Annotated in this window: 12 protein-coding genes and 2 riboswitches; of the genes, 2 read left to right on the forward strand and 10 right to left on the reverse strand. The window is 46.4% G+C overall.

What is annotated here, in order from left to right; all coding sequences use genetic code 11:
• Entirely contained in the window at positions 1–1,119 is a 1,119-nt protein-coding gene (locus tag ACMQ5W_RS18820; protein ID WP_148493989.1) for a PIN/TRAM domain-containing protein, read from the reverse strand.
• A 67-nt stretch (positions 1,120–1,186) separates the two neighbouring features.
• Complete coding sequence (locus ACMQ5W_RS18825; protein WP_419026520.1) at positions 1,187–1,660, reverse strand: CarD family transcriptional regulator; 474 nt, start codon at positions 1,658–1,660, stop codon at positions 1,187–1,189.
• Positions 1,661–1,906: 246 nt separating this feature from the next.
• Between ACMQ5W_RS18825 and ACMQ5W_RS18830 the strand changes: the two genes are divergently transcribed.
• Positions 1,907–2,584: a response regulator transcription factor gene (locus ACMQ5W_RS18830; RefSeq protein ID WP_148493987.1), complete on the forward strand. Its 678-nt coding sequence runs from the start codon at positions 1,907–1,909 to the stop codon at positions 2,582–2,584.
• The gene (locus tag ACMQ5W_RS18835; RefSeq protein WP_419026522.1) at positions 2,568–4,043 is read left to right on the forward strand and encodes a sensor histidine kinase; all 1,476 of its coding nucleotides are present in this window, start codon (positions 2,568–2,570) and stop codon (positions 4,041–4,043) included. The genes ACMQ5W_RS18830 and ACMQ5W_RS18835 overlap by 17 nt, the downstream gene beginning before the upstream one ends.
• 57 nt (positions 4,044–4,100) lie before the next feature.
• Here ACMQ5W_RS18835 and radA read toward each other — a convergent pair whose 3' ends face one another.
• The 8 genes from radA to ACMQ5W_RS18875 all read right to left on the reverse strand — a co-directional run bounded on the left by radA (position 4,101) and on the right by ACMQ5W_RS18875 (position 13,893).
• Entirely contained in the window at positions 4,101–5,606 is a 1,506-nt protein-coding gene (gene radA, locus ACMQ5W_RS18840) for a DNA repair protein RadA (protein WP_419026524.1), read from the reverse strand.
• A gap of 32 nt (positions 5,607–5,638) precedes the next feature.
• The gene (locus ACMQ5W_RS18845) at positions 5,639–6,205 is read right to left on the reverse strand and encodes an anthrax toxin lethal factor-related metalloendopeptidase (RefSeq protein WP_419026526.1); all 567 of its coding nucleotides are present in this window, start codon (positions 6,203–6,205) and stop codon (positions 5,639–5,641) included.
• 113 nt (positions 6,206–6,318) lie between these two features.
• Positions 6,319–6,401, reverse strand: a riboswitch (cyclic di-GMP riboswitch).
• An 80-nt stretch (positions 6,402–6,481) separates the two neighbouring features.
• A riboswitch (cyclic di-GMP riboswitch) is annotated at positions 6,482–6,564 on the reverse strand.
• A gap of 671 nt (positions 6,565–7,235) precedes the next feature.
• Positions 7,236–8,546 (reverse strand): M20/M25/M40 family metallo-hydrolase, encoded by a 1,311-nt coding sequence (locus ACMQ5W_RS18850; RefSeq protein WP_419026528.1) that lies wholly within the window; start codon positions 8,544–8,546, stop codon positions 7,236–7,238.
• Positions 8,530–10,077: a M20/M25/M40 family metallo-hydrolase gene (locus ACMQ5W_RS18855; protein ID WP_148493984.1), complete on the reverse strand. Its 1,548-nt coding sequence runs from the start codon at positions 10,075–10,077 to the stop codon at positions 8,530–8,532. Before ACMQ5W_RS18855 ends, ACMQ5W_RS18850 begins: the two co-directional genes overlap by 17 nt.
• Positions 10,074–11,072, reverse strand: a complete 999-nt coding sequence (locus tag ACMQ5W_RS18860; RefSeq protein ID WP_419026530.1) for an oligopeptide/dipeptide ABC transporter ATP-binding protein — start codon at positions 11,070–11,072, stop codon at positions 10,074–10,076. Before ACMQ5W_RS18860 ends, ACMQ5W_RS18855 begins: the two co-directional genes overlap by 4 nt.
• 1 nt (position 11,073) lies before the next feature.
• The gene (locus tag ACMQ5W_RS18865; protein ID WP_148493982.1) at positions 11,074–12,030 is read right to left on the reverse strand and encodes an ABC transporter ATP-binding protein; all 957 of its coding nucleotides are present in this window, start codon (positions 12,028–12,030) and stop codon (positions 11,074–11,076) included.
• A gap of 5 nt (positions 12,031–12,035) precedes the next feature.
• Entirely contained in the window at positions 12,036–12,914 is an 879-nt protein-coding gene (locus ACMQ5W_RS18870) for an ABC transporter permease (protein ID WP_419026531.1), read from the reverse strand.
• Between the two features lie 10 nt (positions 12,915–12,924).
• On the reverse strand, positions 12,925–13,893 hold the full coding sequence (locus tag ACMQ5W_RS18875; RefSeq protein ID WP_419026533.1) for an ABC transporter permease: 969 nt from the start codon (positions 13,891–13,893) through the stop codon (positions 12,925–12,927).
• Positions 13,894–13,898 lie beyond the last annotated feature (5 nt).

Here is a 13,898-nt window from a genome sequence, read left to right on the forward strand (position 1 = left end):
TTAGTTATTCTTCAGTCTTCCGAAGATCATCCTTCCTGCCGATGTCTGCAGCACACTGGTAACGTTGATGTTGGTGGTCTTGCCGATCATCTTCCTTCCGTCTTCCACGACGATCATGGTTCCGTCATCCAGATAGGCGATAGCTTGGCTGTTGTCTTTTCCCTGTTTTACCAGACTGACAGTCATCTGCTCTCCTGGCAGCACCACCGGTTTCAGGGTGTTGGCCAGTTCATTAATATTGAGGACGCTGACGCCGTTAATCGCTGCAACCTTATTGAGGTTAAAATCGTTGGTAACAACTTTGCCGTTCATCAGCTGTGCTAATTTCAGAAGCTTGACGTCAACTTCCGGAATTTCTCTCAGTGATTTTTCGTTATCTGTATTATAAATCTCGATGCCGTAATCACTTTGAATTTTGTTCAGGATGTCAAGGCCCCTTCTGCCCCTCGTTCTCTTGAGGGAGTCTGAAGAGTCCGCAATATGACGCAATTCCACCAGAACAAATTCGGGGATGACAATAGGGCCTTCTAAGAAGCCCGTCTTCATAATTTCGGCAATTCTGCCATCGATGATGACACTGGTATCAAAGATCTTGGGCACGCCTTCCGCTTTTTTCTTTGTTCGGGAAAAAATCGGTTCTTGTGGTACGTTCTGTTTCTTGTTTGCCACAATCATGCTGATCATCTCTTTGCCTTTTTTGGTGGCAATGACGACCCCAAGATACCCCAGTACGAGATAAGTGATGATGGTAATCACAGTATAGAGATATCTGTTGCTGATGCTGACATAGATCTGCGTAATCAGCAGTGCAATCAAAAGGCCTGTAATCAGGCCGATGACGCCGACGAACAAATCATTAGCTGAAACGCCCCTGAGATCGTCTTCTATATTATCAGCAACTTTTGCACTCTGTCTGCTGATCGCCGGTGTCAATCTGAAAAATATAATTCCGAAGATAATTGCGAAAACGATACCGATGCCTATCAGCTGCGCTTCGGTAAAGGTCGCATTGATATCAACGCCACTTTTGGTGAGCCAGTAACCGATCAGTTGAAATACACCGTATCCTAGGATTGCACCTAAAATAGTCACAACAATTCTGAGCATTTTCTTTAGCATAGTCTCTCCTCCTTTCCTCCTTTTTGGTCATAGATATAGATAGCATTCCATCTTTTGAGGGGAAAAATCAAACTGCATCCTCTACTAAATGGTCTATCTTCTGTGGGTCTATTCCAGCAGCGAGAATCAATTCACTTTCCAAAATCTGCTTGGCGTTGGTCAGCATCTTTTTCTCTCCTGTAGACAGTCTCTTTATGCGGCCTGCGCGGATCAGATTTCTGACCACCTCCGCTACTTCCATAATATTGCCGCTCTTCAGCTTCTCCAGGTTTTCTCTCTGCCGTTTATTCCAATTGCCTGACATCTGCGACGTCTCCGACCGCAAAACAATGAAGACCGCATCCACCTCACTGGCAGATATCACCGGTCTGATTCCAATATCCACGCTGTTATCGACGGGAATCATGACGCTCATATCGTCAAATGGCAATTTCATAATATAGTATTGCCTCGTTTCACCCAAGATATCTCTGTTTTCGATCTCCTGAATCACTCCTGCGCCGTGCATGGGGTATAGTATTTTGTCACCAATTGTAAACATATGATTGAACCCCGCTTTTATCTATATAGATACAGTATAGAGCAATTCATAAGATAATGTCAAGCCTTCAGAAAATACAATATCTTATCACAGACAATTTTTTCTGTCAACTAGAAACGTTTCTTTTTTCTTTTAATATAAAATAAATTATGTTAGAATTATATATATAAATTTCATGAAACCTACACAGATAGATTGTAGTATAAAGATGACTATACTACAAGCAAATAACGAAGGAGGATTACCATGTATAAACTTTTGGTAGTTGATGATGAACCCAAAATTCGTGAAGTAATAAGGGAATATGCAGAATTTAATGGCTATGAGGTCACAGAAGCGGCTGATGGAATGAGCGCCGTAGGACTCTGTAAGCTGAATGAGTACGACCTGGTCATTTTAGATATCATGATGCCAAAGCTGGACGGATTTTCAGCATGTAAAGAGATTAAAAAAATTCAGGATGTACCTATTATCATGCTATCCGCCAGGGGCGAAGAATATGATAAGCTCTTCGGTTTTGAGCTGGGCATCGACGACTATATCGTCAAGCCCTTCAGCCCCAAGGAGCTGATGGCAAGAATCAACGTAGTTCTCGCCCGCAGAAACTCTTCTGCACAGAGCAAGGCCGACGTGGTGAAGTTCAACGGTCTGGAAATCAATGTAGCTGCCAGGACCGTTACTGTAGATGGAGAACGGGTGGAGCTGACACCAAAAGAATACGAGCTGCTTTTCTATTTGATAGAGAACAAAAACATCGCTCTATCAAGAGACAAGCTGCTATCAGATATCTGGGGATACGACTTCTTTGGGGACGACAGAACAATTGATACACATATCAAAAATCTTAGAAACAATTTAGGACCATATCGTGACTATATCGTCACACTCAGAGGGGTAGGGTATAAATTTGAATTTGAAGAGTAAATTCGATTTTAGAAGCATTCGATTTAAATTATGGGTTTATTTCATCGGCTTTGCCATCGTACTCATCGGCCTGATCTGGTTCCTGCAGATTTTCTTTCTTAACAACTTCTATCAAGACATGAAAATCCGTGAAACCACCAATCTAGCAGATGAGCTGGTACAGTATTACAATGATGAAAACCAAGATCTGACAACACTGATGCAGAAGATTGATGCTTTGTCGCTTTCTAATGAAAACGATCTCTATATTCGTGTAGAAAATGGGTTGGGACAAATTTCCATACCGTCGACTTACGGCGAGCACATACAGTTATATCGATACAGTACGCAGATTCAGGAACTTCGGACGCTTCTTGAGCTCAGTCCACTTGGAAAGGCTTCGATTCTTTCCAAAAAGGAAGGAAGCGGCACGCGGATTTTTTCTTATGCACGTTACCTGAGCAAAGCTACTGACAGTTTTAACGAAGATGAGAATAAGGCCAGAAGCTATATCCTCTATATCGTATCGCCGCTTTATCCGGTCAAGTCTACGATAGCGATACTGCGTTCCCAGTTGGTGTATATTACGATCATCGCTGCACTGTTAGCTTTGACCTTGGCGCTATATCTGGCCAGCAGAATATCAAAACCGATCAAAGAAATCACCAATTCGGCAGCCGAAATGGGAAAAGGCCATTACGGTGTCAAATTCAAGGGTGGTCACTATTCTGAGATTACGGAACTGGCCGACACCCTGACTAACGCCTCACGGGAGCTGGAGAAGACAGATATGTATCAAAAAGATCTGATTGCCAACGTCTCCCATGATCTGAGGACGCCATTAACCATGATCAAATCTTATGCCGAGATGATTCGCGACCTTTCGGGGAATAACCCGCCAAAGCGAGAAGCTCATCTGGGAGTCATCATTGATGAAGCGGACCGCTTGAATACGCTGGTCAACGACATGCTCAATATGTCCAAGATGCAGTCTAGAAGCATTGAACTTGAACGTTCCAACTTTGATCTCAAGAAGACTGCTGAAACCATCCTGGCATCTTTCGAGATTTTAGCGGAGCAAGAAGGTTATCATTTTAAATTCAACTGTTCGTCTTCCGTAATTGTCAACGGAGATGAAACGAAAATAAAACAGGTATTGTCCAATTTGATCAATAATGCGGTCAAATACGGTGGAGAAGATAAAGAAATCATCGTCAATATCAAAAAATCCAGCCGTAAAGTCCGCTGCGAAATCATCGATCACGGTCCTGGCATCGCGCCTGACGAAATCAATCACGTATGGGAGCGATATTACAAATCCAGCACCCATCACGTCAGACCTACGGACGGCAGCGGCCTGGGCTTATCCATCGTCAAAGAGATATTGACCCTCCACAGAGCAAATTATGGGGTCAACAGCAAACTGGGAAAGGGCAGCACTTTCTGGTTCGAGATGGATACTGTAAAATTAAAGAAATAACCGATATAGCAAAAAGCGGAGCCATGTATCAATACAGGTTCCGCTTTTTTTATCATCTCATTCTCCTTTAAATGCGTTGATTGCATCGTAGATATTCTTCGCGCCGACAATCTGGCACTGCCCCTTTCTAACTTTACCATCCAGCTTATCCGCGTTCTTTTTGGGCATGATGATCTGTTCATACCCCATTCTGCCGGCCTCCACGACGATCTTATCTGCATTTTGTACAGATCTGAGATCTCCCGTCAGACCGACTTCCCCAATCGCAATCGTCCTCTTTTGGCAGGTCACGTCTCTGATTGAAGAATAGACTGCCAAAGCTACTCCCAGGTCGACAGAAGTGCTGTCCGGCTTCATGCCGCCTACCACGTTGACGTAGACGTCTTGGTTAATCATGGTCATGCCGACTTTCTTTTCTAGGACAGCGAGAATCATGTTCAACCTCTGATAGTCTACGCCGACAGAAGTTCTTCTGGCAAATCCCACATTAGCAGGTGCCGTCAGCGCCTGAATCTCAAACAAAACCGGCCTGCTTCCCTCGTAAACTGCTGTAATAATAGAGCCTTCTGCCTGCGTCTCTGTGCTCTCGAGAAAAGTCCCTGACAGATTCTCGATTTCAATCAGACCGCCTCCTTCCATCTGGAAGGCTCCAATCTCGCTGGTCGTGCCAAACCTATTTTTATATGCTCTCAATATCCTCAAATCATGGTCTCTCTCCCCTGTAAAGTTGAGCACGCAGTCTACTAGATGCTCAACAATTTTCGGTCCTGCCAGTTCTCCGTTTTTCGTCACATGGGCTACGATAAAAATGGGGATATCATTGGTCTTGCCTAGCTTCATCAATTGGTTGCCAATATCTCTGACCTGTGATACGCTGCCAGGGACAGAATCCAGGGTCTGCGTGTACATCGTCTGGATAGAGTCGATGACCAGGAATTTAGGCTTTAGATTCTCACACACTGCTGTGATATTCTCAATATTAGTTTCTGCCAAAATATATAAATCTTCGCTCAGGTCAGGGCAGACACGATCCGCTCTCATTTTGATCTGTTCTTCTGATTCCTCTCCAGATACATAGAGGACGGTTCCCTGCGATTTGGCCAGATTAGCGGCGGCTTGTATAATCATGGTGGATTTTCCGATTCCCGGTTCACCAGAAATCAAAGTCAGCGATCCGCGGACGAGTCCTCCACCTAGGACTCGGTTCAGTTCTCCAATCCCTGTATCAATGCGGATGTAATCGCCCGAGCCGACTTCTTTTAATTTTGATGGTTTTGCTTCTGCCGAGGTACGCCTCCTGGTATCATTTTCTGGCGTATCCACTACTTTTTCTTCCACCATGGAATTCCATGCGCCACAGATGCATTGCCCCATCCATTTTGGACTCTCGTAACCGCACTCTTGACAGACAAATACGGTCTTGTTCTTCTTCGCCATAATTGCTCTATTTTCCCCTTTCACAAATACTTGTTCCCCGATTGATAACTTGAGTATTGGTATTCCGTCCATACCGACTTCATCGATATTTCCTACATAATAACAAAACCCTGTGGATTTGTCCACAGGGTTTCTCCGTCTACTAATTTTCAAATTATTTACCAAGCCCATCCGTAAGCACTGTACATATTATCAACGTCCTGCTGTTCAATCGTGTCAACCTGTGCTTTCACATACTTATAAGTCTTAGGTCTGCTCTTTTTCAGCTTGCTTGGATTTTGCGTATACTCTGCAAAGGACTGTGCAAAGTATTCTTTGCTGTTCTTCGTTATGTATGACTTCTGTGTGCCATTGTACTTTTTCTTCTCGGATTTGTAAATCTTCACAAACTCGCTCGTCTCGTCTGCGCCGTTCTGCAGTCTAGAAACGAAGTGACCCATCTCGTGAAGTGTATTCGTCTTGTTTCTCGTCTTTAGATGGATAGCATGATCTGCTACGCTGAATACGCCGGCATAACCTAAGTTCTTGTTATATTTAACGGTAAAGCCTAACTCGACAAATGCGTTAACAACTCTGCTGTCTGCCTTCGCTGAAGTAGCCGGAATGGTCTTCATGGATACTGTTGCAGCATTTGCATCTTCTGTCATAGCCAATACCAACCCTGTCGTCAGGGCTAAAGTTAATATCATTGTTATTAAAACTCTCAGTGTTCTCTTTAACATCATTTCTATCCTCCGAATCATTTAAAATAAAAAAACTGCTTCGTCTAAAGCAGCCACATTCCGAAGGAGGTTCAGATATTAGTAAGAACACTCTCATGCATTACATTGATCATCTCAATGGCAACTGGCTGTCATGCTTATCGCTTTAGACCCTATAGCTTTGCGTCGCTGGGTTTCCCCAGGTTTGCTAATATTCTTTTAAATTAAAAAAAATCATTCAGAGAATTCACTAAATGACCGTTGTTTTATATATTAGATATCGATACATATCATACATAATACGGCAACTGGCTGGCATACCTTGCGGCTTAGCCCCTGTAGCTTTGCGTCACCGCCTTTCGACGGGTTTGCTCTTGTGAATATCTCTTTTTACTTGTTACTCTAGTATATGCTCTTTTATCACCTTTGTCAACGGTTTCAAACAAATTTTCCACAGCAAAACTATGAAAAACAGATTGTAAACAAAGTAGATTCAGTTATAGCAGCAATTTTACTATAGAGGACCGTTTTGCAAAAATGAGTATAAAACATACTAGTGAATTCCATGAATGGTCGTCAAAACGGGTTAAAAACAGTATAAAACCGCTCCAATCATAGCCCAGCTTACATTTTATTCCAATAAATTATACTCAATTGTAAAAAAATAACGCTATACAGTAAAAATTGCCTCTGCAGACTCACTGAATCAGTTCCATGCGTTTGCCGTGGTAAATTCATCTTAATTATGCGCTTTATTGTCTCAAATAAGTTACAGTAGAAATTGCTCCAGAGCACTGCAGAGAGATGATTTACCCGTCATTTGATCAAAAACAACCAAAAACACCTAAAAATCCCAGGCTCTAAGAGGCTGCAACATCAGCTTCGGCTAAACCCATAACGAAATTTCAACGGTTACAGCCTCTACCGCTAAGATACTCCCTTTGCAGTCTTCAGTTTTTTTAGGCGTTTTTTCGCTTTTTGATGACAATAGAGGGTAACTGAACGATTCCTGCAGTCCTGTTACGCATATCTGATCGTCAGGCACCCTTATGATCTATCTGCAAAAAGATTTCATGCACTGGGCAATTCCCTCAATCGCTCTATAATAAATCTCACAGTTTTTCTCCAGGGCAGCCAGGGGAATGTATTCATTTTCCTCATGGCAGCAGTCCTTCATTCCTGGCAGGATTGGCCCAAAGCTGACAATGCCCGGCATAGCTTTTGCGTAAGAGCCACCGTAACCGAGGACAAAGTCGGAGGTAAGCCCCGTCGTCTCCTCATAAGCCGCAGATAATATCTTCAGAAATGGCGTATTTCTGCTGACCAAGACAGCGGGCAGCGAAGTGACGCAGGCAATCTCCCCTCCATATTCTTCGCATAAACGTCCGAAAGCACGCAAAAGCTCATCTTCAGTGGTCGTATATGCAAAACGGACGTTGATGCCCACTTCGATACACGTCCCCACTGTTCTGATCAGTACGGGAGTAAAGACCGTCCGGTGTATAAATTCGCCTGCAAAATATTCTTCCTTCTCTGGCAGCCCTAACTTTTCCCCATAGTAGTCGGAAAAATTTTCTGTCAACATGTCTAATACTCGAGAAAAGCTGTTGCTTTCCATTGGAAACTGTTTCAGCTGCCTGCCCATTAGAAAAATGGCATTCTCCCCTTTCTCCGGCGCACAGGTATGCACTGCTTTTCCCCGTGTCACGAGCTCTCTCCCATCCGAGAGTAATACCCTGCAGCAGTCAGGCACGATATTGAACGCTGTACCTGCATCAAGTCCGACAATCTGCAGAAATGCTTCATCCACCAAAGCGGTAGGAAAGCGCAAGGTGATATCCATGCATCCCTTCTCAACGTTTCCAATAGGAAAATCTCCGTCCGGCGTAAATCCGTAATCAGGCAGAGAATAGTGCTTTGTGTAGCACTCCATATCGACCCATTCAGTCTCTTCCTGGGTACCGACAATCAGCCTGACATTCTTGTAGAAAGGCTTTCCGTTTTCCATGGCAGCGCCCATGGCATGCAGGACCGCCACTGTCGGTCCCTTATCATCGAGGGTGCCGCGGCCATAGAGGTTTCCTTCACGCAGTTCGCAGGTAAAAGGCGGACTTTTCCAAAGTTCCTCTCTGCCGGGATTTACCACATCCACATGGGTCAGGATGCCAAAGGTCTCGTCGCCCTGGCCGATTTCAATGGTGCCGACCTGCCCGCCTGCGACTTTTTCACATCGCATGCCCATCCGTTCACCCAATTCTAACACATAATCCAAAGCATCCTCTACAGCCTCCTTGTCAGAGGAGATACTGGGGATGCCGATCAGCCCCTTCAAGTCATCTATCATCTTTTCACGTTCTAATGTCATTTGCTTTCTCTCCCATTTTTTCAGCCAATGGACCTAAGGAATAGGCCTTTGTTGTCGGATTCTTTTGTAAAAGTCCTGCACTCTCCAAGGTGGACAGGTTTCGATAAACTGTAGTCCGATTCATGCCAGTCAGTTCCACCAGCCCAGGTACGTCGTAACGGTATGGTGGCTCTGCAAACAGACTCAGCAAAAACAACGCCTTTTCCAAGCTGGTCATCTTCTCCGCATTTTTACGGATACCGCCGATGGGACTTGCCATCGTGGCAATATAGGTCGTATAAATCTGCGTTGCTGTAATCATCGCCGTGATACTCATCCGTTCATCTTCCATATGCGCACAGCTGGGTTCTGTCTGAAACACGGGGCCAAAGCTGACAAAATGTTCCATGGACTTTGCGTAGGACGTACCCAGGGCGCTCTGAAAACTGCTCTCATACCCGTAATCACTGTATACGTCTGCCATCACCTGTAAGAACTCCTCTTTCTCATCCACAAACATGGGTTCTAAAAAGTCATACAGTTCCATCTCAAAGACGTACTTTTCCTTTTGCCGCATAAAAGCGGCGATGACATCTTCTTTGCTGACACCGGTACAGGAGCGCACGTTGACATTGAGCAGCACCTTATCACCTTCCCGTTTCAAAATCGTTGGCACGATGATGCTGCGCTGGGTCGGCGGCAGATCAGGATCCACATTCTTGTCCATACCTAGTTTTTCGCCGTTATAATCCTTTGCCAGAAAATCGTTGAGAAAACGGATAAAGTTAAACTCCGTCCGATACTCCAGCGCTGTCGCCATCTTGGAAATGGCGTTAGCCCCAATAGCAGGAGCGGAACTGTGGCAGGAAATCCCGTGAAAAATCAGGTTCTCTTGATTTCTGATTTTCACTTCCGCTCTGGACGGAATGGTGTTGGGACTGTCTCCAGAATCCAGCTTCTCCAAAATATCGATGCAAGGTTCCGTGAAGCGCATCTGCACATCACAGTAGCCTTTTTCACTGTTGTAAATGGGGAAATCCCCGTCAGGGGAAAAGCCAAAGTCAGGTACGGGAAATTCTTTTTTAAAATTGGCGATGTCAGTCCATTCTGCCTCTTCAGAAGTACCGACGATGAGCCACACTTTTTTGTTCAACGGAATGTCCAGCTCTTTGATCGCCTTTAACGCGTAGAGACACATGACAGCAGGGCCTTTGTCGTCCACGACCCCTCTGCCCCATAGAAAACCCTTGGCGACGCGCCCCTCAAAGGGCGGATAGGTCCACTTGTCCGTATCGCCGATACCGACCACGTCCATATGCACCAAAATCCCCAAGGTCTGGTCACCGCTGCCCAGCTCGACAATGCCCACATCACCCGCAGACGTTTTCATGGTCTTAAACCCCATGGTTTCTGCCTTCTGCAGAAAAAGGTTCAGCGCCTCCGTGTTCTCCTTTACGCGTCCGTTGATACTTTTGATTCTGATCAGTTCCAGGATGTCCTCTATCATCTCGCTGCGGCTGGCTTTGATATAGCTGTCAATCTTATTCCTCATAGGCTCTGCCTCCCGCACTTCAGGCAGGCTGCAAAATGTCCCGCTTCTATTTCTTCAAGAATCGGCTGTGTTTCAAAGCATTCCTGCGAAGCCGCCGGACACCTGCTGGCAAACTTGCACCCCGTTATTTCAATGCTGGCATTGGGCGTCTCCCCCTGCAGTACGTCTCTCTTTCTATTCTTGTTGACACCTGGTATAGGCATGATGGCCGTCAGTGCCTTGGTATAGGGATGCACCCCGCCTTTGATAATCTGATCCGCACTGCCGATTTCCATGATCTGGCCGAGATACATGATGGCAATTCGATCAGAAATCAGCCAGGCTAGGGAAAGATCGTGGGTGATAAAAAGATACGAAAGTCCCCTCTCGTCTCTCAGTCCCAGCAAAAGCTTCAGTATCCCTGTACGCACGGATGCATCCAGCATAGAGATTGGTTCATCGGCCACGACGAACTTGGGTTCCATAATGATTGCCCCGGCGATGACCACGCGCTGCCGCTGACCGCCGGATAGTTCGTAAGGGTAGCGGTAAAGGTATTCTTCTGCCGGAGATAAACCGGCCTGTTCCAAGGCTTGCTTTACCTTTGCCAGGCGTTCCTCGGGGGAACCGGCCAGATGATTGACATCCAAAGGCTCCGCTACCAAATCGATGATTCTGTTTCTCGGGTTCAACGATTGATAGGGGTCTTGAAACACCATCTGTGCCTCTTTGCGAAATGCTTTTAACCCTGTTTTGCTCTTGTCTAAAGGTCTGCCTTCAAAGAGGACTTCTCCGCCCGTGACTGATGCCAGGTTCAAGATTGCCTTGCCCGTCGTCGTCTTCCCGCTGCCGCTCTCGCCTACCAGAGACAAAATCTCTCCTTCTCTGATACCAAAACTGACGCCGTCCACGGCTCTGACCACTTTCCGACCTTTCTTCGCAAACTTTCTCTTGTCGATATCAAAATATACCTGAAGATCTTTTACTTCTACTATATATGTATTTTCTTTCGTCATTTTACACCTCCGCCAGATGGCAGGCCACTTGGTGACTTGTGCCTGACTTTTTCTGCTGTGGAACCTCCGCCCTGCATCGGTCTGAAGCCATCTCGCATCGCGGATGAAAAGCACAGCCTGCAGGCGGATGCAGCATATTTGCCGGCGCGCCTTTGATTCCGTCTGGTATCCGTTTCTCTTTTTCCACGTTAGGAAAACAGCCGATCAGCTTCTTGGTATACGGGTGCTTCGCGTTTTCAAAAATATCAGCGACCGTTCCACTTTCTACAATTTTCCCCGCATACATGACGGCGATCTTGTCACAGGTCTCCCCCAGAATGGAAAGGTCGTGTGTAATGAGGATCAGTCCCATGTTCAGCTCTTTTCTCAACTTTTCCAGCAGATTCAGAATCTGTGCCTGCACCATGACGTCCAGGGCTGTCGTCGGTTCATCTCCGATGACTACCTTGGGATTACAAGCCAAAGCCATGGCGATCATGACTCTCTGCTTCATGCCGCCGCTGAATTCATGAGGATAGTTGGCAACACGGCCTCTGGAGATTTCCACCAGCTCCAGGAGATCCCCCGCCCTCTTCAGTGCATCCGCCTTTGACAGCCCATCGTGAAGCATGACGGCTTCGGCGATTTGGTCGCCGATGTTCATGACCGGATTGAGGGCATTCATCGCACCTTGAAAAATGACAGAAATGTCCTTCCAACGATGATGTCTAATTTCGTCATCGGACAGTTTCGCGATATCACTGCCCTCAAGGAGAATCTCTCCGCCGTAGACCTTTCCTTCCTTTGGCAAAAGCCTGCAGATGGACAGGGCACTGGTGGTTTTGCCGCAGCCGGATTCTCCAACCAGACCCAAAGCTTCTCCGTAGTCTAAGTCGAAACTCACGTCATCGACCGCTTTCAGCTGACCTTTGGAGGTATCAAAATAGGTCTTTAAATTTTTCACTTCTAATAGCTTCATCTCGTTTACCTCTCTTTCAGCTTTGGATTCAGGATTTCATCAAAGGCATAACCCAGCAGTGTAAATGCCAGAACGACTGCGATGACACAGATTCCAGGGGGCAGATAGTACCAATAAGCGCCCAGCCCTGTGGCTCCGCACTCGAAAGCGTAGTGAAGCATCATGCCCCAGCTTGCCGTGGTCGTGTCACCCAGTCCCAAAAAGCTCAAAGTGGTCTCTGAGGTGATGGCCGTCGCCGCAATAAGGACGGTATTGGCAAAGACCAGCGGGAAGACGTTGGGCAGAATGTGTTTCCACATAATATGCCAGTTTCCCGCGCCCAGGGAAAGAGTACGTTCCACAAACTGCCGTTCTTTGACAGAGAGGGTCTGCGCTCTCACGACTCTCGCTGTTCCCGCCCAGCTGGTCAGACCGATGACCAGTATGATATTCCAAATACTTGTTCCCAGGATTGCTGCCAGCACCATCATCAGCGGCAGCCACGGTATGACGAGAAAGAAATCAGTCAGACGCATCAGTACGTTATCCACTGTCCCGCCAAAATAGCCGGCAGAAATACCGACCAGGGTACCGATTGCCATTGAAATAATGGTAGCGACAGCTCCGATCAAAAGGGAAATCCTCGCACCTGCCATCAGGTTCGCCAGGACATCTCTGCCCATATCATCGGTACCCAGCAGATGGTCGCCGCTGGGCGGTCTGAGGACATCTCCCATGCCGCCAAATTCCTGTGTTGAAAAAGGCATGAGAATTGGTCCGAAAATTGCAATCAGGATAAAGACTGCCAGTGTGACCAGGCCCACCATAGCCATTCTGTTCTGCCGGACCGACTGCCAGATTTCTTTTGATTTTTTATTGCTCTGTAAATTGTTGCTCTCACCCATGGTCTTCCTCCTAATTTCTTACTCTTGGGTCAATCCTGTCATAGATCAAATCCGTGATCAGGTTTGCTAAGACGACACAGACGGTAACGAGAAGGAAGATTCCCTGCAGCACCGGATAGTCCCTGGCAGAAAGCGCCTCGTACATGAGGTTTCCGATTCCCGGCCAGGAGAATATGGTCTCTATCTGCACTGCACCACCGATGACCAATCCCAGGTTGATGGCGATAATGGTCACCATGGGCAGCATGGCGTTGGGCATGGCGTGCTTTCTCAGAACATATTTCTCCCGAAACCCTTTTGCTCTTGCCGTCGTGATGTAGTCTTCCGACAAGACGTCAATCAAAGTGTTGCGCATGGTCAGCGCATATTCGCCGATCAAAAGGATGCTCATAGTGATGACCGGAAGAATCAAATGAGCTGCCATGTCTGCGATCATCGCCATGCTCGAGGAATAGACCATGCCGGCAGTCGTCATGCCGCTGATGGGCAGCCATCTCAGATTGACTGCAAAGATGACGACCATGATCATGCCCAGCCAAAAGGTCGGCATGGAATACGTAATCAGGGAAAAGCTCAGAGTACCCACGTCCAGCCTTGATCCTCTTTTCCAGGCAGCCATGATGCCCAGAAAAATGCCGACGATGATAGCGACGATTTCTGCCAATCCCAGCATCACCACGGTAGGCAGAATCTTTGCTCCAATCACTTCCATGACAGGCGCTTTATAGACAAAGGACGTTCCGAAATCTCCCGTAAACAATCCCTTCAGATACACCACAAATTGGCTGTACCAGGGCAGATCCAGTCCATAGGAAGCGCGGATGGCTTCAATAGAAGCCTCCGACGCTTTTGGATTTCTCATGATCATCGAGATCGGGTCGCCTGGCAGAACTCTGAAAAGAAAATAGTTAAAGATGATTACCGCCATAATGGTAATCAGAGCATAAAATATCTTTCGAAGTAAGCTGCTGTTTTTCATATATT

Origin of the sequence: Emergencia sp. (genome assembly GCF_048465375.1) — a bacterium.
Taxonomy (GTDB): Bacteria; Bacillota; Clostridia; order Peptostreptococcales; family Anaerovoracaceae; genus Senimuribacter.

What these genes read in the sequence shown, in the direction of transcription:
- ACMQ5W_RS18820 (WP_148493989.1), bottom strand. Translation starts at nt 1,119, where the DNA reads ATGCTAAAGAAAATGCTCAGAATTGTTGTGACTATTTTAGGTGCAATC.
- ACMQ5W_RS18825 (WP_419026520.1), bottom strand. Translation starts at nt 1,660, where the DNA reads ATGTTTACAATTGGTGACAAAATACTATACCCCATGCACGGCGCAGGA.
- ACMQ5W_RS18830 (WP_148493987.1), top strand. Translation starts at nt 1,907, where the DNA reads ATGTATAAACTTTTGGTAGTTGATGATGAACCCAAAATTCGTGAAGTA.
- ACMQ5W_RS18845 (WP_419026526.1), bottom strand. Translation starts at nt 6,205, where the DNA reads ATGATGTTAAAGAGAACACTGAGAGTTTTAATAACAATGATATTAACT.
- ACMQ5W_RS18850 (WP_419026528.1), bottom strand. Translation starts at nt 8,546, where the DNA reads ATGACATTAGAACGTGAAAAGATGATAGATGACTTGAAGGGGCTGATC.
- ACMQ5W_RS18855 (WP_148493984.1), bottom strand. Translation starts at nt 10,077, where the DNA reads ATGAGGAATAAGATTGACAGCTATATCAAAGCCAGCCGCAGCGAGATG.
- ACMQ5W_RS18860 (WP_419026530.1), bottom strand. Translation starts at nt 11,072, where the DNA reads ATGACGAAAGAAAATACATATATAGTAGAAGTAAAAGATCTTCAGGTA.
- ACMQ5W_RS18865 (WP_148493982.1), bottom strand. Translation starts at nt 12,030, where the DNA reads ATGAAGCTATTAGAAGTGAAAAATTTAAAGACCTATTTTGATACCTCC.
- ACMQ5W_RS18870 (WP_419026531.1), bottom strand. Translation starts at nt 12,914, where the DNA reads ATGGGTGAGAGCAACAATTTACAGAGCAATAAAAAATCAAAAGAAATC.
- ACMQ5W_RS18875 (WP_419026533.1), bottom strand. Translation starts at nt 13,893, where the DNA reads ATGAAAAACAGCAGCTTACTTCGAAAGATATTTTATGCTCTGATTACC.